We start from the raw sequence: 19859 nt of genomic DNA, 5'->3' as shown, positions 1-19859 counted from the left end.
ATCAGTTTTGACCGAGCAGCTAACTCTATGTATAATCACGGGTTTCCGCGCGCGGTGCGTGGGGAAAATGAAAAACGAATGAACACAGAGTGAGGTTTTCAATGTACGCGGTCATAAAAACCGGTGGCAAGCAGTATAAAGTTGCCGTCGGCGAAAAACTTAAAGTAGAACAGATACCGGCAGACATTGACGCTGAAATCACGCTCGACCAGGTTCTCGCAGTGGGCGAAGGCGAATCGATTAAGTTCGGTACGCCGCTGGTCAGTGGGGCTTCCGTCAAGGCTACCGTCGTGTCGCAAGGTCGTCACGCAAAAGTGACCATCTTCAAGATGCGTCGCCGGAAGCACTACCAGAAGCATGGCGGCCACCGCCAGAACTATACCGAACTGCGCATCGACGCGATCAACGCGTAAGCGCACCGGTTAAGGAGCAAATCAAATGGCACACAAAAAGGCAGGCGGATCATCCCGCAACGGCCGCGACTCTGAATCGAAGCGTCTCGGCGTGAAGGTTTACGGCGGCCAGGCTATCAACGCTGGCGGCATCATCGTGCGTCAACGCGGTACGCGTATGCACCCGGGCGAAAACGTTGGTATCGGCAAGGATCACACCTTGTTCGCACTGACGGACGGCCACGTCAATTTCTCGACGAAAGGCGCCGCGAAGAAGCACATGGTCAACGTGATCCCGGCAGCAGTCTGAGTTTACTCAGGCACGGGCTTCAGGACCGGAAAAAGGCCCCGCGAAGTTAGCGGGGCTTTTTTTATTGCCGCGAGGCGGCCATTGGCGCTGGAACTCCCGGCCTTGGCCTATGCCGTTCGGTCGATTGATCACCTCGCGGCGAGCGCGGCAAAATAGAAGCACTCAGCAGTATCCAGCAGCACCATCTGGCAGTACACCACGGGACGGAGTTACGCATGAAGTTCATTGACGAAGCGAGGATTGAAGTCATCGCCGGCGACGGAGGGGATGGCAGCGCGTCGATGCGCCGCGAGAAGTTCGTTCCGTTCGGCGGCCCCGATGGCGGCGACGGCGGACGGGGCGGCAGCGTGATTGCGGTAGCAGACCGCAACATCAACACGCTGATCGACTACCGCTACGCAAAGAAACATATGGCGCGAAACGGCGAGAACGGCCGTGGCGCGGACTGCTACGGCAAGGGCGGCGACGACATCACGCTGCGTATGCCGGTTGGCACCACTATTACCGACATGGAAACCGGCGAACTGATCGCCGATCTGACCGAGCACAACCAGAGCGTGCAGATCGCGCAGGGCGGCGCGGGCGGTCTCGGTAACCTGCATTTCAAATCCAGCACCAACCGCGCGCCGCGCCAGAAAACCGACGGCAAGCCGGGCGAGCGTCGCATGGTGCGCCTCGAACTGAAGGTACTGGCCGACGTCGGCCTGCTCGGCATGCCGAACGCGGGCAAGTCGACGTTTATCTCTTCGGTGTCGAACGCCAAGCCGAAGATCGCCGACTATCCGTTCACCACGCTTGCGCCGAATCTCGGCGTGGTGCGTGTCGGACCGAGCCGCAGTTTCGTGATCGCCGACATCCCCGGTCTGATCGAAGGCGCCGCAGAAGGCGCGGGGCTCGGCCACCAGTTCCTGCGGCACCTGCAGCGCACGGGCTTACTGCTGCACATCGTCGATCTGGCGCCGTTCGACGAAGCGGTGGATCCGGTCGCGGAAGCCAAGGCGATCGTCAACGAACTGCGCAAGTACGACGAGCTGCTGTACGAAAAGCCGCGCTGGGTCGTCCTCAACAAGCTCGATATGGTGCCCGAGGACGAGCGTGAAGCGCGCGTTTCGGCGTTTATCGAGGGCTTTGGCTGGGACGGTCCGGTTTTCGAAATCTCGGCGCTGACCGGTCAAGGTTGCGAGAATCTCTGCTATGCGGTGTTCGACTACATCGCCGCCCATTCGGAAGCGCAGCGCGCGGCCGAAGCCGAAGATCTGGCCGCCGACGTGCGCTTTCGCGAAAAGCCGGAAGCATCGGCCGCCCCCGCCGGCGAGCCCAGTGGCGATCCGCAGGGCTAAGCAACTCGAGCGCCGGGCCTTGGCGGCTTACCGGCGCGCGTCAGGCGTCATCTTGGGAGACTGCGCACAATGCGTTCCGTCATCGCAGATTCACGGCGATTGGTAGTGAAAGTCGGCTCGAGCCTCGTCACGAATGACGGGCGCGGCCTCGATCATGCTGCGATCGGCCGCTGGGCTGCGCAGATTGCCGCTTTGCGCGCGCAAGGCAAGGAAGTGGTGCTGGTAAGTTCCGGCGCCATCGCGGAAGGAATGCAGCGGCTCGGTTGGACAAAGCGTCCACGCGAAATCGACGAACTGCAGGCGGCCGCGGCTGTCGGGCAAATGGGACTCGCGCAGGTCTACGAAAGCCGCTTTGCGGAGCATTCGATCCAGACGGCGCAGATCCTGCTGACTCACGCCGACCTTGCCGACCGCGAGCGCTATCTGAATGCGCGTTCCACGTTGCTGACGCTGCTGCGGCTCGGCGTGGTGCCGATCATCAATGAGAACGACACAGTCGTTACCGACGAAATCAAGTTCGGCGACAACGACACGCTGGGCGCACTGGTCGCGAACCTCATTGAAGGCGACGCGCTGGTTATTCTCACCGACCAGCAAGGGCTCTTTACCGCCGATCCGCGGAAGGACCCGAACGCCACGCTGGTTCAGCAGGCGGATGCCGGCGCTCCGGACCTCGAAGCGATGGCCGGCGGCGCCGGTTCCAGCCTTGGTCGCGGCGGCATGCTCACCAAGATTCTCGCGGCCAAGCGCGCCGCGCATAGCGGAGCAAACACGGTGATCGCGAGCGGGCGCGAAGCGGACGTGCTGTCGCGGCTGGCCTCGGGCGAAGCGATCGGCACGCAATTGATCGCGCGCACGGCGCGCATGGCAGCGCGTAAGCAGTGGATGGCCGATCACTTACAGGTGCGCGGGCATGTCGTGATCGACGACGGCGCCGTCGAGAAGCTCACAGCAGGCGGCAAGAGCTTGCTGCCTATCGGCATTGTCGGCGTGCAGGGAGCGTTTGCTCGCGGTGAGGTGATCGCTTGCCTGAACGCGGCCGGTCGGGAAGTGGCGCGCGGCCTCACAAACTACAGCAGTGCTGAAACGAAGTTGATCCAGCGGCGTCCGAGCGGCGAGATTGAATCGGTGCTGGGCTATATGTTGGAGCCGGAGCTGATTCATCGCGATAATCTCGTGCTGGTTTGATTTGCCGTCCGCCTCACGCGTAAGATATAAAAAAGCCGTTCCCGCATTTGCTGGAACGGCTTTTTTGTCAGCGGAGCAGCCGAGTGTCAATGGATCAACGACGCCGCCGTGCGCTTATAGCGGATGTTGTCCACAATCGACTTCGCGCTCCCGGTAGGGATCTTGTTCGCGCACAAATAATCCTGATACAGCACCGCGTGATATGCGTTCAGTGCGCCGTTCTCGATACGCGTGAAGTCGTTCGCGACCGTTCGGTCCCAACCGTCGTGATCCGCGTTCAGGCCGGCGTACAGGCGCCATTCATAGGTGTCGCAGCGGATGCCCTCGTAGTTCACGTTGCGGGCGCCACTCGGGCTCGTCACGACCACGGTATAGCGCACGACGCCGTCCGAGCCGACAGTAAGGGAATTCCCGTCGATCGCGAAATGCAACGGCGTATTGCCCGACACCTCGAAAGGCAGCAGATTCGAGTTCTGCGGCAGCGGCGGCAAGGTATCGACCTTGTTTTCGACCCAAGTGGTCGGCCGGTCGAGCAGGTACGCAAACGTGCTGTCGTCCTTGTTGGTGGGTTTGCCGGCGCTCGAACAGCCAGCCAGCAGGGCGCCGGTGGCGACGCACGCCACGACGAGAGCAAGTGCTTTCAATATGGTTTCCTCGAAAAAGCGGGCGCAGCTTGAGGAGCCGCGCCCGCATAAGGCGACATAGGCGGCATGGACAGCCGCGCAGAATGGTTAATTACGCATGCCCTGACGGAGCATTGCACCCGCGGCCTCGCGAGCCGATTCGTCCTCGAGTTCCGATACGGCGCCTGCCTCGTTCCCCGGGCTGGCGTTTTCGCCGCAATCAGACACGCGTGTGGTGTGAACCGAAGTTTCGATCCTGACGGACGTTACCGTGGTCACCGTCATTACCGTGGAATCCGGCGGACTTTCCATTGACGACGCTATCCTGGGATAACGCGCTCCAGAGTGCCCACCGGGTCTTTCCGCACGCGGCGCAGTCCGGCGCATGAAACGGGATAGCTCCGTCAGCGCCAACTGATACACATCCCGCTTGAACTCGATCACACAGTCGAGCGGCACCCAGTACTCGTTCCAGCGCCAGGCATCGAACTCCGGGTGGTCGGTGGCGCGCAAGCAGATGTCGCAGTCGCGCCCCACCATTCGGAGCAAAAACCAGATTTGTTTCTGGCCGCGGTAGTGACCGCGTACCTCGCGCTTGATGAACTTGTCAGGCACCTCGTAACGCAACCAGTCGCGTGTGCGGCCGATCACCTTGACGTGCTCAGGAAGCAGACCGGTTTCTTCGTGTAACTCCCGGTACATCGCTTGCACGGGGGTCTCTCCGTACTTGATGCCCCCCTGCGGAAACTGCCAGGAATGTTCACGGAGCCGTTTGCCCCAAAACACCTCGTTGTGCGCGTTCAAGAGGATGATGCCGACGTTCGGGCGAAAGCCTTCACGATCCAGCATACAACCACCTTCGAATCCTTTAAAATTGCTTTGATTATAAACAGATAACGGACCTGACGCACCGATTCGCACCAGATTGGAACGATTCGCCGCAAAAGGGTTGGGTTTGCGGTAGCCTGTCCGTCTTCCCGTACCTTATCCCGTGTGCAAAAGGCTTTGCGCGGAGGCTGGGGCGCCCCGGTGGCAGTCCTTGCGCCGCACTGGCGAACCGGGCGGTGCCCGGCGCCGTAGCCGTGTCGATTTCCCGTTTTACCCTTTCGGGCGGTCCCTCCGGAGCCGCCGCTTTTGGAAAATCTGAATGAAAGCTTCCCGTTTCTTTATCGGCACCCTGAAAGAAGCTCCGGCAGACGCCGAGATCGTCAGCCACAAGCTCATGGTGCGTGCCGGCATGATCCGCCGCGTCGCCGGCGGCATCTATAACTATCTGCCGATCGGCCTGCGCTCGATTCGCAAGGTGGAAGCCATTGTGCGCGAGGAAATGAACCGGGCAGGCGCGATCGAGTTGCTGATGCCGGCCGTGCAGCCGGCCGAGCTGTGGCAGGAGTCCGGCCGCTGGGAAAAATACGGTCCCGAACTGCTGCGCTTCAAGGACCGCAAGCAATCCGACTTCGTGATCGGACCGACCCACGAAGAAGTGGTGACGGACATCGCGCGTGGTCAGATCAAGAGCTACCGTCAGTTGCCGGTCAACTTCTACCAGATCCAGACGAAGTTTCGCGACGAGATTCGTCCGCGTTTCGGCGTGATGCGCGGCCGCGAGTTCATCATGAAAGACGCGTACTCGTTCGACAAGGACGCAGCGGGCCTGCGCGAGTCGTATCGCAAGATGTACGACGCGTACGTGCGCATTTTCACGCGGCTGGGTCTCGATTTCCGCGCGGTGGCGGCGGATAACGGTTCTATCGGCGGAAGCGGCTCGCATGAATTCCACGTGATCGCCGAAACCGGCGAAGACGCAATCGCCTATTGCCCGACCTCCGATTTCGCCGCGAACGTCGAAGCGGCGGACGCGCTCCCGCTCTACGCTCAGCGCGCGGCTCCTGCCGAGGAAATGAAGAAGACACCGACGCCGGGCAAGGCAAAGTGCGAGGCCGTGGCCGAACTGCTCAACATTCCGCTTGAGCGCACCATCAAGTCGATCGTGCTCGCTACCGAAAACAAAGGCGCCGAACCGACCATCTGGCTGCTGATGCTGCGCGGCGATCACGATCTGAACGAGATCAAGGCAAGCAAGCTGCCGGGCCTTGCCGATTTCCGCATGGCGACCGAGGCTGAGATCATCGAGACCTTCGGCACGCCGCCGGGCTATCTCGGCCCGCTGAACACCAGGAAGCCGGTGAAGGTCGTCGCGGACCGCACGGTCGCGAACATGAGCGACTTCGTAGTGGGCTCGAACGAAGTGGACTACCACACCACGGGCGTGAACTGGGGCCGCGATCTGCCGGAACCGGTCGTCGCGGACATTCGCAACGTGAAGAAGGGCGATCCGTCGCCGGACGGCAAGGGCGTGATCGACATTTGCCGCGGCATCGAAGTCGGCCATGTGTTCCAGCTCGGCACCAAGTATTCGGAAGCGATGAACGCGACGTGCCTCGACGAAAACGGCAAGCCGCAGCCGATGGAAATGGGCTGTTACGGCATCGGCATCACGCGCATTCTCGGCGCCGCGATTGAACAGAATTTCGACGACAAGGGCATCATCTGGCCGGAATCGATCGCGCCGTTCGAGGTCGTGCTGTGCCCGATGGGCTATGACCGCAGCGAAGCAGTGCGCGAGCAGGCCGACAAGCTATACGCGGCGCTGGTCGAAGCGGGCATCGACGTGATTCTCGACGATCGCGGCGAGCGCCCCGGCGTGATGTTCGCCGACTGGGAACTGATCGGCGTGCCGCATCGCCTCGTGATCGGCGACCGTGGCCTCAAGGAAGGCAAGCTCGAATATCAGGGTCGCCGCGACGCCGAGGCGACCCTACTGCCCGTCGATGAAGCCGCGCAAACGATCATCGCGAAGGTTCGCGCGGCGCTGGCGCGCTAAGCGGGGCGGACGGTGGAGTACACCTTCCTCTCCGCGACCGTCCTGCTGATTCTGATCACCGATCCGCTCGGCAACATTCCGCTCTTCATCAGTTGCCTGCGCGGTGTGTCGCCGAAGCGGCGCACCGCAGTGATCCTGCGCGAGGTCGCGATCGCGTTTGCGATCCTGCTGGTGTTCATGGTGGTCGGGGACGCGTTCTTGCGCATGATGAGTCTCACCGACCAGTCGTTGCGTATCGGCGGCGGCATCGTGTTGTTTCTGATTGCGCTGCGCATGGTGTTCCCGCATCCGGACGGCCCGTTCGGCGGCGACGTGCGCGGCGGCGAGCCGTTGATCGTACCGCTCGCCATTCCGGCGCTGGCGGGGCCGTCGGCGCTCGCGACCGTGATGCTGCTGACGTCGCAGGCGCCTGGCAAGATGTTCGAATGGATCGGCGCGCTTACCGTCACGATGATCGTCTGCGCAGCCGTGCTGATGCTGGCCGAGCGTATTCAGGCGTGGCTCGGCGAGCGCACCATGATGGCGTTCGAACGGCTGATGGGACTCGTGCTGGTGGCGATTTCAGTGGAAATGATGCTCGGCGGTATCCGCGCGTTTGTGCATCAACTGTGAGTGAGGCGCGTTGTTGGTGAGGAGGTCAACCGGGCGACACGGTGCAGATCTCTGAACTGAGTTGAGCTCATCTCGCAGTCTTTCACGCAACAAAAAGCGGCCCCGCAGGCCGCTTTTTTCATCTGGTCAATTCCGCGCCGCGCAAGACAGCGCGGCGACGAATCGGACAACTCAAGCGCCTTCAGTCAGCGCGCGAATGGTGGGCAGGTTGCGCCAGTAGCCTTTCGCATCCATGCCGCAGCCGAACACATAGCGGTCCGGCACTTCGAAGCCGCAGTAATCCGGGCGCAACGGCTTGGCTTTCGGAATGATCTTTTCGCACAGCACCGCGCTCAAGAAACGCTTTGCGCCCATCGCGAGAATGCGGTCGCGGATCGCCGCCATCGTCTCCCCTTCGTCCAGGATGTCGTCGAGCACCAGCACCACGCGATCCTTCACCGATTCAGCCGGCGCCACGCGCCATTGCATCTCATTGCCACCCTTGGTGGTGTTGCGATAGCGGGTGAGGTGGATGTAGTCGAACTCGAGCGGAAAATCGAGGTGCGGCAACAGCATGCCGGTGAAGACCGCCGCGCCGCCCATTACCGACAGCACGAGCGGAAAGTCCTCGCTCATTTCGTTGCGGATGGCGGCAGCCATGCCGCTGATCGACGCATTGACCTCGTCGGCCGAAACGATTTCTTCGGAATGGCTAAAAATGTGGAGGGCTTCTTCGCGGTTCATGACGTCTGACGGGCGGTGACTGTATACATAGTGTGAGTGAGAACGCCCCGAAGGAAGTCCCCCTTGGTGACGGCGGCGGCCGGTGGGTCCGCAACCCGCGCGCCGCCATCTTGCTAAAGCTTAGCGCATGCCGGGCAGCATACCCTTCATGCCGCGCATCATCTTTTGCATATTGCCGCCCTTCAACTTCTTCATCATGGTGCGCATCTGATCGTACTGGTTCAGCATGCGGTTCACTTCCTGCACCTGGACGCCCGCGCCTGCCGCGATGCGGCGCTTGCGCGTGGCCTTGATGAGATCCGGCTTGGCGCGCTCGAGCGGCGTCATCGAATTGATGATGCCTTCCATGCGGCGCATCTGCTTTTCGGCCTGGCCCATGTCGGCGCCGGCGGCGGCTTGCTGGAATTGCGCGGGCAGTTTGTCCATCAGCGACGAGAGGCCGCCCATGCCCTTCATTTGCGTGAGCTGCGCGCGGAAATCGTTGAGGTCGAAGTCGCCGCCTTTCTTGACCTTGTCGGCGAGCTTCTGCGCGGCTTGAACATCTACGCCGCGTTGCGCTTCTTCGACGAGGGCGAGAATGTCGCCCATGCCGAGAATCCGGTTCGCCATACGATCCGGATAAAACACTTCGAGGCCGTCGAGCTTTTCCGCGACGCCGACGAACTTGATCGGCTTGCCCGTGACGTGACGCACCGAGAGCGCCGCGCCACCGCGCGAGTCGCCGTCGAGCTTGGTGAGCACCACGCCGGTGAGCGGCAACGCGTCGCTAAACGCTTTCGCAGTGTTGACCGCGTCCTGACCGAGCATCGCGTCGACGACGAAAAGCGTTTCCGCCGGCTTCAACGTGGTGTGCAGCGCGGTGATTTCCTGCATCATCGCTTCGTCGATACCGAGACGGCCGGCCGTGTCGACCAGCAGCACGTCGTGATAGTGACGCCTGGCCCAATCGACTGCGGCGCGCGCGATGTCGACCGGCTTCTGATCCGGCTCCGACGGGAAGAAGTCCGCGCCAACCTGCTCGGTCACCGTCTTCAACTGCGCGATAGCAGCGGGGCGATAGACGTCGCACGAAACAGTCAGGACCTTCTTCTTGTACTTCTCGCGCAGCAGTTTGGCGAGCTTGCCGACCGTGGTCGTCTTACCCGCGCCTTGCAGACCGGCCATGAGGATGACGGCCGGCGGCGTGACGGCGAGGTTCAGTTCAGCGGCCTTGCCTTCGTAGTCGCCGCCGATCACCGCGGTCAGCTCGCGCTGCACCACGCCGACGAGCGCCTGACCCGGCGACAGGCTGCTGATGACTTCCTCGCCGAGCGCTTTCTCCTTCACCTTCGCGATGAACTCGCGCACGACGGGCAGCGCCACGTCCGCCTCGAGCAGCGCGAGGCGCACTTCGCGCAGCATTTCCTGGGTGTTCGCCTCGGTGAGCCGGGCTTCGCCGCGCAGCGTCTTGACGACGCGCGCCATCCGTTGAGTCAGATTGTCGAGCATGGGGAGCGATGAACAGTGCGGCCCGGGCGGGCGCGAAGTGGAAGACGTCGCGGAGCAGGGGCCTAGTGTAAACTTCGAATATGGATATTGTACTGTATGCCCTCACCGCGCTCCTGTACGGCGGACTCGCCGTGGCCGGCTGGCGCTCGCACCGGCACGCCGGCTCGCGCCCCATGCTGGAAAGCGTTCCGCCGATGCCGGCCGCCGCAACCACCGGCGCGACCGCGCGAGCACAGTCCGGCTTTGCCGGCTCGGCAGCTTCGGGCATGAGCTCGTCGGGCCGCGCGTTGCTGTTCGTCGCGCTGCTCGCGCACGGCGTACTGCTGCATACCACGATCTTCCCGCAGAACGCGATGGTGTTCGGCTTCGCGTTCGCGCTGTCCGCGATGTTCTGGCTCGGCGCCGGCATCTACTGGATCGAAAGTTTTTTCTTTCCGCTCGACGGTCTGCGTCTGCTCGTGTTGCCGCTTGCGTGCGTCGCCTCGTTATTGCCGCTCGCGTTCAACGGCGTGCGCGTGCTGCCGTATTCGGCGGCACCCATGTTCAAGCTGCACTTTCTGATCGCGAACATCGCCTATGGTCTGTTCGCAATCGCGGCGCTGCACGCCGTTCTGATGCTGCTCGTCGAGCGGCGTCTCCACGCAATGCGCGGCGGTATCGCGCAGCGGAATGTGGCCGCAGCGGGCAACGGCTGGCTGTCCAGTTGGCTCGACACGCTGCCGCCGCTGCTCACGCTCGAGAAGCTGCTGTTCCGTCTGATCGGCGCGGGCTTCGTGCTGCTCACGCTGACGCTCGTATCGGGCATTCTGTTTAGCGAGCAACTGGTCGACCGGGCGCTGCGGCTCGATCACAAGACCGTGTTCGCGATTCTTTCGTGGGTGATGTTCGGCGCGCTCCTGACGGCGCGCAGGGTGTCCGGCTGGCGCGGCCGTGCCGCATTGCGCTGGGTGCTGGCGTCGTTCGTCGCGTTGCTGCTGGCGTACGTCGGCAGCCGTTTTGTTTTCGAGGTGCTGTTGCACCGTGCCGTAGTGTGAGCGTGTCCCATGCGACAAATCTTTTTGCTGATCTTGTTATTCTTCGTCGGCCAGTGGCTCGTGAAGGCGCTGCGCCGTCATGACGCGCACACGGCGCAACGCACGGGCGCCGGCGGCGCACCGGGCACCGCCAGCAATGGCGATGGCAACGGCGCCGCGCGTCCCGCGCAGGCGCCGCAACTGGCCGAGCCAATGATCCGTTGTGTCGAGTGTGGCGTGCATGCGCCGAAGAGCGACTCGGTGGTGGTCGCCGGACAGCCGTTCTGTAGTGCCGCGCATGCGCAGCGGCACGGCACGCGACCCACGGGCCGCGACGCTCGATGAGCGTCGAGCTCGCCGTCGACGCAGACGGTTGGGTTGCACAAGCACGCAAACTGCCCTCGCCGAATTTCGAGGCACGGCCGCAAGGCGCGGTGCCGACGCTGATCGTGGTCCACAACATCAGCCTGCCACCCAACGAGTTTGGGGGCACGGCGATTGCCGAACTGTTCCTCAACACACTCGATTGCGACGCTCATCCGTATTACGACGCGCATCTGCGCGGCGTGCGGGTGTCCGCGCATTTCGTGATCCATCGCGACGGCGCGCTCGAACAGTTCGTGTCCTGCAATGAGCGCGCATGGCACGCGGGCCCGTCGAATTTTTTCGGCCGCGAGCGCTGCAACGATTTCTCCATCGGTATAGAACTGGAAGGCAGCGACACGACTGCTTTCGAGGCGGCGCAATACCGCACGCTTGGCGCGCTCGTGAACGCGCTGACGGCTCGCTATCCGATCGAAGCGCTTGCCGGGCACTCCGACATTGCGCCCGGTCGCAAGACCGATCCAGGACCACATTTCGAGTGGCCGCGTCTGCAACGGGACACGTTGCTCGCGGATCGGTATTTCCCCTATCTCAAGTTTTCCGAAACGCCGTAACGGCACTTCGCGCGAGCTCGCGTGAGCGCCGCAGAGCGAGGCCCTGCCTGCTTCTGCGGCGAGGCCGCTTCGCGCCGCGCGATCTAAAAGTCAAGTCTTCAAAAGCAAATAAAAGCGTTTGACCTGTCTCGAATCTCCACTATACTTGGTGCCACAAATTCGGTTCTGCACTATATCTTGTGTGTCTGTGCATAACCTTGTGAATAACCGAGTGTATAAGTGCGTGCACAAGTGAGTGCATAAGTCCGCGGCGCCCCGCTCTCCGAGTACGGCGCCGCAAGCATTCCAGGCAGCGAAAAATAATTCCTGCGGCGCAGCCGGACAAGACCAGCCGGCGGCAACCAGAAACATCAGGAAAGGGGCTGAGAGTGATCGTGACACCTACGACGAAGACCGTTTTCAATTCGAATCAGGCTTCATCGCAGTCGCGTGCCGTCAGCCGCCCAAGTAGGTCTTTTTCCTGCACCCCCTCGTTTGCGCACGCGGCGGCGCAGCGTTCGTTTTAATCCGCGGCACTCGCCGCAACATTTCCAGGACCAGGAGCTTTGCACATGCAAACCACCGACAATGTGACGACCCGGTATGAGGGATCACCGACTGGCCAGGCTTTCGGCCAGGCACAAGGCGCTCAGGCGCTGGCGCCGCAAGTGACGTACGCCGACTACAAGGTGATCCGTCGTAATGGCAGCGTGGTGTCGTTCGAACCGTCGAAGATCGCCATCGCCGTGACGAAGGCATTCCTCGCCGTCAACGGTGGTCAGGGCGCGGCGTCGGCGCGTGTGCGCGAGCTGGTCGAGCAACTCACGCAGAACGTGGTGCGCGCGCTCGTGCGCAGCCGTCCGAACGGCGGCACGTTCCATATCGAAGACATTCAGGATCAGGTCGAACTCGCGCTGATGCGCGGCGGCGAGCACAACGTCGCACGTGCCTACGTGCTGTATCGCGAGAAGCGCACGCAGGCGCGCGCTCACGACGACCACGCGGCCGGCAGCACGCCGGGCCTGAACGTCACCGACAACGGCGTGACGCGGCCGCTCGACATGGCTGCGCTGCGCGGCATCATCGAGTCCGCTTGCGCGAACTTGGGCGACGCCGTGAGCGCGGAGCCCATCGTCGCCGAAACGGTGAAGAATCTGTACGACGGAGTGCCGATGAGCCAGGTCTACGACTCGGCGATTCTGGCTGCCCGTACGATGATCGAAAAAGATCCGGCCTATAGCCAGGTCACCGCTCGCATCCTGCTGCACACCATCCGCCGCGAGATTCTCGAAGAAGAAGTCACGCAAGCCGAAATGGGCGAGCGCTACGCGGAGTACTTCCCGCAGTTCATCAAGCGCGGCGTGCAAGCGGAGCTGCTCGACGACAAGCTGCTGCAGTTCGACCTGAAGCGCCTCGGTGCTGCGCTCGACAACAGCCGCGACCTGCAATTCGGCTACCTCGGTCTGCAAACGCTGTATGACCGTTACTTCCTGCATCACGACGGCGTGCGTATCGAAATGCCCCAGGCATTCTTTATGCGTGTCGCAATGGGGCTGTCGCTGAACGAGATCGACCGTGAAGCGCGCGCCATCGAGTTTTACAACGTGCTGTCGAGCTTCGACTTCATGTCGTCCACGCCCACGCTGTTCAACTCGGGCACGCGCCGCTCGCAACTGTCGTCGTGCTATCTGACGACGGTCGACGACGACCTCGACGGCATCTACGAAGCGCTGAAGGAAAACGCATTGCTCTCGAAGTTCGCCGGCGGTCTCGGCAACGACTGGACGCGCGTGCGTGCGCTCGGTTCGCACATCAAGGGCACCAATGGCAAGTCGCAAGGCGTCGTACCGTTCCTGAAGGTCGTCAACGACACGGCAGTGGCCGTGAACCAGGGCGGCAAGCGCAAGGGCGCCGTGTGCGCGTACCTGGAAACGTGGCACCTCGACATCGAGGAATTTCTCGAGTTGCGCAAGAACACCGGCGACGACCGTCGTCGTACGCACGACATGAACACGGCGAACTGGATTCCCGACCTGTTCATGAAGCGCGTGATGGAAGGCGGCGACTGGACGCTGTTCTCGCCGTCCACCTGCCCGGACCTGCACGACAAGTTCGGCGCCGAGTTCGAAGCGGCTTACACGGCTTACGAAGACAAGGTCGCACGCGGCGAGATCAAGCTGTTCAAGAAGCTTCCGGCAGCGCAACTGTGGCGCAAGATGCTGGGCATGCTGTTCGAAACGGGCCACCCGTGGATCACGTTCAAGGATCCGTGCAATGTGCGCTCGCCGCAACAGCACGTCGGCGTCGTCCACTCGTCGAACCTGTGCACGGAAATTACGCTGAACACGAGCGACACCGAAATCGCCGTCTGTAATCTCGGCTCGGTGAACCTCGTCGCGCATCTGAAGGAGCAGGCCGACGGCACGCTCGCGCTCGACCACGAGAAGCTCAAGCGTACGGTCAGCGTCGCGATGCGCATGCTCGACAACGTGATCGACATCAACTATTACGCAGTTGCCAAGGCGCGTAACTCGAACCTGAAGCATCGTCCGGTCGGCATGGGCATCATGGGCTTCCAGGACTGCCTGCATCTGCTGCGCACGCCGTACGCATCGGAAGAAGCGGTGAAGTTCGCCGACACGTCGATGGAAGCGGTCTGCTACTACGCTTACTACGCGTCGACCGAACTGGCGCAAGAGCGCGGCCGTTACTCGAGCTACCGCGGCTCGCTGTGGGATCGCGGCATCCTCCCGCAAGACTCGGTCAAGCTGCTGGCCGACGCGCGCGGCGGCTACGTCGAAGTCGATTCGAGCGAGTCGATGGACTGGACGGAGCTGCGTGAGCGCATCGCCACCTACGGCATGCGCAACTCGAACTGCATCGCGATCGCGCCGACGGCGACGATCTCGAACATCATCGGCGTGTCGGCTTGCATCGAGCCGACGTTCCAGAACCTGTATGTGAAGTCGAACCTGTCGGGCGAATTCACGGTGGTCAACGACTACCTGGTGCGCGATCTGAAAGCGCGCGGCCTGTGGGACGAAGTGATGGTCGCCGATCTGAAGTATTTCGACGGCACGCTCTCGCGCATCGACCGCATTCCGGCCGACCTGCGCGCGATCTACGCGACCGCGTTCGAACTCGATCCGGTGTGGCTGGTCGAAGCGGCCTCGCGTCGTCAGAAGTGGATCGACCAGGCACAGTCGCTGAACATCTACATGGGCGGTGCATCGGGTAAGAAGCTCGACGAGATCTACAAGCTCGCATGGGTGCGCGGTCTGAAGACCACGTACTACCTCCGCACGATGGCGGCAACGCACGTCGAGAAGTCGACGGTCGCTCACGGCGCGCTCAACGCAGTGAGCTCGGGCGGCGGCGAAGGCACGGGCGGTGTCGGCGGCGGCGCGGCAGGCGGCTTTGGCGCGAGCGGCGGCGTAGCCGGTAATGGTGGCGGCCTTCAGGCAGCAGCGGCAGTGCCGGCAGTCGCCGTGGAAGCCGCGCCCGAAGCGGACGGTCCTGTCTGCATGATGCGTCCGGGCGACCCTGGCTTCGACGAATGCGAGGCTTGCCAGTAAGCATCAAGGAGCAAGCGGGTTCGTTGCTTGCTGACGGGTTCTAGGTAGTGACCCGCATGCCGCGATCAATGAACCTGATAGAGATGAAGCAGATGTAAAGCGATGTGCGGTGCGGCAAGCGAGAGATAGATGAAGTCAGCGAGGCCGCACCGCTCATCGTCAACCGGGCAACGAAGCGAAGCAGCTAGGCGAAGCTAAACGACAAAGCAACGAAGCAACGAAGCAACGAAGCGACGAGTCGGCACTTCACGAAGCACGCGAGACAACAGCAGGCCGCAAGGCCCCGCGCTTCACCAACGCTTCGACCGACGGAGCGAACAACGCAGTCGGCCACACACATCGCTCGACATTGCATTGAACTTCATCTCGCTCGCGCGGACGAACCGGCAACGCGCAGAGAAGTGCAAGACACAGCAAACGCACTCCGCAAGACAGATAGATAGAGCAGCGAAACGACGCTTGAACGCGTTGCTCTTCGAGTTCGCGAAGCACCTCGACGACACACGTTCAACTCGCTTCACACGAAGCAACGTACACAGTCTGTTGAACAAAGTGTTGTATGAACGTAGCAACGCGAATCGAAAACAGGATTTTTCGCAAGCGGACTCTTTTATCGCTCGTGAAAAGATGGTACAAACCGTTCTAAATTGATGGTGACATTTATGCTCAACTGGGATGACGAGATCACTGCCGTAACTCCCTCGAGCGCTACGCAACAGAACGTGTTGCGCAACGCTGCGGGACCGGCTGTCGGTTCGCAAGTCGGAACGCGTTCCGCTCCTCATGCTCCCTCGGCTCAAGACATCTTCGCGAACGACATCGCTGTCGCTCCCGCTGCTACCGTTGCTCATGCTGCTGGAACGGCTGCCGTTTCAGAAGCGCGAGTGAATGTCGCCGACAAGCGCATCATCAACGGCCAGACTGACGTTAATCAGTTGGTGCCGTTCAAATACAAGTGGGCCTGGGAAAAGTATCTGGCTGGTTGTGCCAACCACTGGATGCCACAAGAAGTGAACATGTCGCGCGACATCGCCCTCTGGAAAGACCCGAACGGGCTGACCGAAGACGAGCGCCGCATCGTCAAGCGCAACCTGGGCTTCTTTGTGACGGCCGATTCCCTTGCCGCCAACAACATCGTGCTGGGCACCTACCGCCACATCACGGCGCCCGAATGCCGCCAGTTCCTGCTGCGCCAGGCGTTCGAAGAGGCGATCCACACGCACGCCTACCAGTACATCGTCGAATCGCTTGGCCTCGACGAAGGCGAAATCTTCAACGCGTATCACGAGGTCTCCTCGATCCGCGCGAAAGACGAATTCCTCATTCCGTACATCCACGTGCTGACCGATCCGGCCTTCAAGACTGGCACGCTCGAAGCAGACCAGACGCTGCTGCGTTCGCTGATCGTGTTCGCCTGTGTGATGGAAGGCCTGTTCTTCTACGTCGGCTTTACGCAAATCCTGGCGCTCGGTCGTCAGAACAAGATGACCGGCGCGGCGGAACAGTACCAGTACATCCTGCGCGACGAGTCGATGCACTGCAACTTCGGCATCGACCTGATCAACCAGATCAAACTCGAAAACCCGCAACTCTGGACGGCTGAGTTCCGCGCGGAAATCCGCGAGATCTTCCAGCAAGCGGTCGAGCTCGAATATCGTTACGCAGAAGACACGATGCCGCGCGGGGTGCTCGGCCTCAATGCGTCGATGTTCAAGAGCTATCTGCGCTTCATCTGCAACCGCCGTTGCCAGCAGATCGGTCTCGATCCGCTGTACCCGAACGAGGAAAACCCGTTCCCGTGGATGAGCGAGATGATCGACCTGAAGAAGGAGCGTAATTTCTTCGAGACGCGAGTGATCGAATATCAGACTGGCGGCGCGCTGACCTGGGAGTGATCCGGGTTCGTGTCGTAGATGCATTCATCGATGGGGATGCCGTGGGCTTTGCCGCGGCAATTATGTTTAGGAGCTGAACCGCCTGATGCAAAGCGTGCCCGGTGCGCCGCGTGCCTTCGCGGCCCACAAACATGACAGGCACTTTGCGAACCCTTCAGTGGGATGGGCAAACTTCCCCCCGGAAAAAGCCGCCGACGTTTTCGCCGGCGGTTCGATCAAGCAATTGCCGGTGTTGAAACCCAACACCGATGACATTTGGCGCGCGGTGCCTTTCGGCACGGCGCGCCTTACCGCATTCATTAGCGTAAGCGCGCGGCACCTGCGTACGCCGATGAATAGCCCGCTTCGTAGCGCGCGCCCTGAGAAGCGTCCGCGGGAAGCGGGTTTTGACGAAGGGTGTAGTTTGAACTGACTCTCATCTGAAAACCTGAAGGAGAAAATGATGGCAACTGCAAAGAAAGCCGCCGCTAAGAAGCCTGCAGCAAAGAAGGTCGCAGCAAAGAAGGCAGCTCCGGCGAAGAAGGCAGCACCGGCAAAGAAAGTAGCAGCGAAGAAGGCAGCGCCGGCCAAGAAGGTCGCGGCAAAGAAAGCAGCACCGGCTAAGAAGGTTGCAGCGAAGAAGGCTGCACCGGCTAAGAAGGTTGCAGCGAAGAAAGCCGCACCGGCAAAGAAAGTAGCAGCGAAGAAGGCAGCGCCGGCGAAGAAGGCCGCAGCGAAGAAGGCAGCACCGGCCAAGAAGGCGACTGCGAAGAAGGCTGCACCGGCTAAGAAGGCCGCTGCGAAGAAGGCCGCGCCTGCGAAGAAGGCTGCTGCTAAGAAAGCCGCACCTGCGAAGAAGGCTGCTGCCAAGAAGGCTGCGCCTGCGAAAAAGGCTGCTGCTAAGAAGGCTGCGCCTGCCAAGAAGGCTGCTCCTGCGAAGAAGGCCGCTGCTCCTGCGAAGAAGGCCGCGCCTGCGAAGAAGGCTGTCGCCAAGAAGGCTGCGCCTGCACCCGCTGCGACTTCTGTTTCGAGCGCGCCGGCGGCGACGGTGAAGACCGCGCTGAACCCGGCAGCGGCATGGCCGTTCCCGACGGGCAGCCGTCCGTAATCGGGCAACAAGCCGTAGAAGTACTTCGACGCATCCTTCGATGTGTCCGATGATCGAGTGGCGCTTAACGTAGTCTCGCGAGCGCTACCCGGTCGGGGTCCCGTTGCCGGGTTTCGGCGACGGGATTTTTTTCGTCGGTGCAAATCGTCGAGCGCTGAATGCCGAACGCCGAACGCTGAACGTAAAGCGCCACATGTCGTTCACCGACTGCCACCGCGCGCCAATGCGCAGGCGAAAAAAACGCATGCACAGGGGAGGGCATGCGTGTGAGGTCGACGCGGCCGCGTCAAACTGGCCGCTCGAGAGGGGAAAGCCTAGTGCGTGACGCGCGTGACGCCGCCGCTGGAAAGAAGGCGAACGCGGTCGCCCGCGCGGAAGATCTCGCCGGTGGAGCTTTGCGTGATCGCACGGATGTCGCCGTTGTCGAGTCGCACGGTGATCTCGAGACCGTCGCGCACGGCCACGCCGTTCTCCACCGAGTTGCCGGCCACCGCGCCCGCGAGGCCGCCGATAATGCCCGTGACGATCGAGCCGCGTCCGCCGCCGATCGCGCTACCCGCCACCGCGCCCAACGCGCCGCCGCCGATTGCGCCGAGACCGCTAGGCTGACCGTTATTCGAACTGATCTTCACTGCGCGCACACTGTCGACCGTGCCCATGCGGACCGTTTCCTCGCGCTGTGCCTGCGACGCCGTATAAACGTCCGCAGAACTGCTGTTATATGCACACCCCGACATGGCCAGTGAACCGGCGATCAAGGCGGCCACTATCAGGCGACTCGTTGTTCTCATTCCCTAACTCCAGTAGCTTCGGTATTACGGCAGGTCGTACCCGAACGCCTGCTTGAACCGTTCGTTGATCTGCGCCCGGGTGGGTGCATAATTTTGCGGACCCTGATGTTCGATCTTCAGCGCGCCCATCAGGCTAGCGAGACGGCCGGTGGTCGCCCAGCCCAGCTTCTTCTCGATGCCGTACAGCAAGCCGCCGCGAAAGGCGTCGCCGCATCCTGTCGGGTCGAGTACTTGCTGTGCCTTGACGGCCGGAATCTCTTCGACGCCGCCCGCGTGATGAATCTGCGCGCCGTGTTCGCCGAGTGTGACGATGAGCGCTTCAACCTTGCCGGCAATTTCCTCGATTGACCAACCCGTCTTGTTGCTCACGAGTTTGGCTTCGTAATCGTTGACAGCTACGTAAGTCGCAAGTTCAATCATGCGCCGCAGTGCAGCACCGTCGAAGAGCGGCAAGCCTTGACCTGGATCGAAGATAAACGGCACGCCCCCTGCCGCCAGGTGCTCGGAGTGTTGAACCATGCCGTCGTAGCCGTCAGGCGCGACGATGCCGAGTGTGATGCCTTTCGCTTCGTCCGCGCGGTTCAGGTGTGACTGCATCATCGCGCCCGGATGGAATGCGGTGATCTGGTTGTTCTCGAGGTCGGTGGTGATCATGGCCTGCGCCGAATAGGTGCCCGGCACGACCAGCACGTTTTCTGTCGACAGCCCCAGTTGCGCGAAACGGTCCATGTAGAGCTGCGCGTCGACGGCACCGAGCGCGCCCATGATGCGCGCGTCGCCGCCCAGCAGGTTCAGCGAATACGCGATGTTGCCCGCGCAGCCGCCGAACTCGCGGCGCATCGTCGGCACGAGGAAACTCACGTTCAGGATGTGGACCTGCTCCGGCAGGATGTGCTCCCGGAACCGGCCCTCGAAGGTCATGATGTTGTCGTAGGCGAGCGAGCCGCAAATCAGCGTAGCCAAGGCGAGCGTTCCTGTAAAAAAATGTGTAGGGAAGATGTGACAGCGCCGCGCGTGAAGC

19 protein-coding genes are annotated in these 19859 nt (G+C 61.9%); 13 read left to right on the top strand and 6 right to left on the bottom strand.

Annotated features, from left to right (window positions below; translation table 11 throughout):
* The first annotated feature begins 101 nt into the window (after window positions 1-101).
* The 4 genes from rplU (at window position 102) to proB (ending at window position 3230) form a co-directional block, all read left to right on the top strand.
* On the top strand, window positions 102-413 hold the full coding sequence (rplU, locus tag F759_RS0125175) for a 50S ribosomal protein L21 (RefSeq protein WP_007180329.1): 312 nt from the start codon (window positions 102-104) through the stop codon (window positions 411-413).
* Window positions 414-438: 25 nt separating this feature from the next.
* Entirely contained in the window at window positions 439-702 is a 264-nt protein-coding gene (gene rpmA, locus F759_RS0125170; protein ID WP_027802305.1) for a 50S ribosomal protein L27, read from the top strand.
* Window positions 703-917: 215 nt separating this feature from the next.
* The gene (cgtA, locus tag F759_RS0125165) at window positions 918-2042 is read left to right on the top strand and encodes an Obg family GTPase CgtA (protein ID WP_027802304.1); all 1125 of its coding nucleotides are present in this window, start codon (window positions 918-920) and stop codon (window positions 2040-2042) included.
* Window positions 2043-2111: 69 nt separating this feature from the next.
* A complete protein-coding gene (gene proB / locus F759_RS0125160) occupies window positions 2112-3230 on the top strand; it encodes a glutamate 5-kinase (protein WP_027802303.1) in 1119 nt (372 codons plus the stop codon).
* An 86-nt stretch (window positions 3231-3316) separates the two neighbouring features.
* Here the strand turns inward: proB and F759_RS0125155 are convergent, their stop codons facing one another.
* The gene (locus F759_RS0125155; protein ID WP_027802302.1) at window positions 3317-3874 is read right to left on the bottom strand and encodes a CNP1-like family protein; all 558 of its coding nucleotides are present in this window, start codon (window positions 3872-3874) and stop codon (window positions 3317-3319) included.
* 87 nt (window positions 3875-3961) lie between these two features.
* Window positions 3962-4702 carry an RNA pyrophosphohydrolase gene (locus F759_RS0125150; RefSeq protein ID WP_027802301.1) on the bottom strand — a complete coding sequence of 247 codons (741 nt, stop codon included), beginning with the start codon at window positions 4700-4702 and terminating at the stop codon, window positions 3962-3964.
* Between the two features lie 298 nt (window positions 4703-5000).
* On the opposite strand from F759_RS0125150, the gene F759_RS0125145 reads away from it, so the two are divergent.
* Both F759_RS0125145 and F759_RS0125140 read left to right on the top strand, forming a co-directional pair.
* A complete protein-coding gene (locus F759_RS0125145) occupies window positions 5001-6737 on the top strand; it encodes a proline--tRNA ligase (protein ID WP_027802300.1) in 1737 nt (578 codons plus the stop codon).
* A gap of 12 nt (window positions 6738-6749) precedes the next feature.
* A complete protein-coding gene (locus tag F759_RS0125140; RefSeq protein WP_027802299.1) occupies window positions 6750-7349 on the top strand; it encodes a MarC family protein in 600 nt (199 codons plus the stop codon).
* Between the two features lie 171 nt (window positions 7350-7520).
* Here F759_RS0125140 and F759_RS0125135 read toward each other — a convergent pair whose 3' ends face one another.
* Together F759_RS0125135 and ffh are read right to left on the bottom strand one after the other, a co-directional pair.
* Window positions 7521-8072, bottom strand: coding sequence for a hypoxanthine-guanine phosphoribosyltransferase (locus F759_RS0125135; protein ID WP_027802298.1), 552 nt, complete (start codon window positions 8070-8072; stop codon window positions 7521-7523).
* 120 nt (window positions 8073-8192) lie between these two features.
* Entirely contained in the window at window positions 8193-9560 is a 1368-nt protein-coding gene (gene ffh / locus F759_RS0125130; RefSeq protein WP_027802297.1) for a signal recognition particle protein, read from the bottom strand.
* 80 nt (window positions 9561-9640) lie between these two features.
* Between ffh and F759_RS0125125 the strand changes: the two genes are divergently transcribed.
* The 7 genes from F759_RS0125125 to F759_RS0125090 all read left to right on the top strand — a co-directional run bounded on the left by F759_RS0125125 (window position 9641) and on the right by F759_RS0125090 (window position 18047).
* On the top strand, window positions 9641-10594 hold the full coding sequence (locus tag F759_RS0125125; protein ID WP_027802296.1) for a cytochrome C assembly family protein: 954 nt from the start codon (window positions 9641-9643) through the stop codon (window positions 10592-10594).
* A 9-nt stretch (window positions 10595-10603) separates the two neighbouring features.
* Entirely contained in the window at window positions 10604-10918 is a 315-nt protein-coding gene (locus tag F759_RS0125120; RefSeq protein ID WP_027802295.1) for a PP0621 family protein, read from the top strand.
* Entirely contained in the window at window positions 10915-11511 is a 597-nt protein-coding gene (ampD, locus tag F759_RS0125115; RefSeq protein WP_027802294.1) for a 1,6-anhydro-N-acetylmuramyl-L-alanine amidase AmpD, read from the top strand. The genes F759_RS0125120 and ampD overlap by 4 nt, the downstream gene beginning before the upstream one ends.
* Before the next feature lie 551 nt (window positions 11512-12062).
* On the top strand, window positions 12063-15065 hold the full coding sequence (locus tag F759_RS0125110) for a ribonucleoside-diphosphate reductase subunit alpha (RefSeq protein ID WP_027802293.1): 3003 nt from the start codon (window positions 12063-12065) through the stop codon (window positions 15063-15065).
* A 662-nt stretch (window positions 15066-15727) separates the two neighbouring features.
* A complete protein-coding gene (locus F759_RS0125100) occupies window positions 15728-16960 on the top strand; it encodes a ribonucleotide-diphosphate reductase subunit beta (protein WP_084534340.1) in 1233 nt (410 codons plus the stop codon).
* Window positions 16961-17045: 85 nt separating this feature from the next.
* Window positions 17046-17372, top strand: coding sequence for a hypothetical protein (locus tag F759_RS0125095; RefSeq protein WP_027802290.1), 327 nt, complete (start codon window positions 17046-17048; stop codon window positions 17370-17372).
* A 30-nt stretch (window positions 17373-17402) separates the two neighbouring features.
* The gene (locus F759_RS0125090; protein WP_027779655.1) at window positions 17403-18047 is read left to right on the top strand and encodes a histone H1-like DNA-binding protein; all 645 of its coding nucleotides are present in this window, start codon (window positions 17403-17405) and stop codon (window positions 18045-18047) included.
* 314 nt (window positions 18048-18361) lie between these two features.
* Here the strand turns inward: F759_RS0125090 and F759_RS0125080 are convergent, their stop codons facing one another.
* On the bottom strand, window positions 18362-18838 hold the full coding sequence (locus F759_RS0125080; RefSeq protein ID WP_027802288.1) for an outer membrane lipoprotein: 477 nt from the start codon (window positions 18836-18838) through the stop codon (window positions 18362-18364).
* A 24-nt stretch (window positions 18839-18862) separates the two neighbouring features.
* Window positions 18863-19801 (bottom strand): carbohydrate kinase family protein, encoded by a 939-nt coding sequence (locus F759_RS0125075; RefSeq protein WP_027802287.1) that lies wholly within the window; start codon window positions 19799-19801, stop codon window positions 18863-18865.
* Between the last annotated feature and the right edge of the window lie 58 nt (window positions 19802-19859).

Source organism: Paraburkholderia dilworthii, assembly GCF_000472525.1.
Classification (GTDB): Bacteria; Pseudomonadota; Gammaproteobacteria; order Burkholderiales; family Burkholderiaceae; genus Paraburkholderia; species Paraburkholderia dilworthii.
Note: the sequence above shows the minus strand (reverse complement) of the source record. Positions and strands in the feature narration are given on the sequence as shown.